Annotated in this window: 1 protein-coding gene; it reads right to left on the bottom strand. The window is 71.5% G+C overall.

Annotated elements, in window-relative coordinates:
- Positions 1–4 precede the first annotated feature (4 nt).
- Positions 5–904 carry a tetratricopeptide repeat protein gene (locus HLK59_RS50185; protein ID WP_346780021.1) on the bottom strand — a complete coding sequence of 300 codons (900 nt, stop codon included), beginning with the start codon at positions 902–904 and terminating at the stop codon, positions 5–7.
- Positions 905–913 lie beyond the last annotated feature (9 nt).

The raw sequence follows: 913 nt of genomic DNA, 5'->3' as shown, positions 1-913 counted from the left end.
GGCCTCAGGCGTCTGGTGGTCTCGGCGATGTGTATACGCGCCCGGGCGGTGGGGCGGTGTCCGTGGCATTGGCGTTGGCGTTGGCGTTGGCCAATGCTGCGGCGGCCTCTTTGGTGGCGTCGGCCTGGGTGTATGAGTCGGTGGCCTGGAGCCAGGCGGCGCGGGCGTCGGCGGGGCGGCGGGCTGCTTCGTGGGCGCGGGCGAGGTTTTCGAGGGTCTGGCCCGCCCTATACCAGTTCTCGAACTCCCGGCAGATCTCCAAGCCCTTGCAGTACGCCTCAATCGCCTCCTCCACCCGGCTCGCCTCCCGCAGGGCGAGGCCGAGGTTGCCCCACGCCATCCCCTCGCCCTGGCGGTCCCCGACGGCCTGGAGCAGGTCGCGGGCGCGGATGAGGGCCTCGATCGCCTCCACCACCCGGCCCATCGCTCGCAGGGCGATACCGAGGTTGCCCCACGCGCCGGCCTCACGCTGGCGATCCCAGGTGACCTGGTACAGGTCACGAGCACGGGTATGCGCCTCGACCGCCTCCTCCACCCGGCTCGCCTCCCGCAGGGCGCTGCCTAGGTTGTTCCACGCCACGGCCTCACCATGACGATCCCCGGTGGCCTGGCACAGGTCACGAGCTCGGGTATGGGCCTCGACCGCCTCCCCCACCCGGCCCACCTGCTCCAGGGCAAGGCCCAGATTGCTCCATGCGGCGGCCTCACCACGGCTGTCCCCGACACGGTGGGCAGCCTCCCGCGCGACACCGGCGACGGTAATCCAGTCATCGAAATACCGCCGCCAGTCCAGATACACCCCCAGACGCAGAGCCAGCCGCACCACCGTAGCCGCATACCGCCCCTCCCGCGCCCACGACACCGCCCCCACCAACCCCGCCCGCTCCCCGTCAAACCACGCCAACGCCTCCCC

This window comes from Streptomyces sp. S3(2020) (assembly GCF_013044505.1).
In the GTDB taxonomy this organism is placed as follows: Bacteria; Actinomycetota; Actinomycetes; order Streptomycetales; family Streptomycetaceae; genus Streptomyces.
Note: the sequence above shows the minus strand (reverse complement) of the source record. Positions and strands in the feature narration are given on the sequence as shown.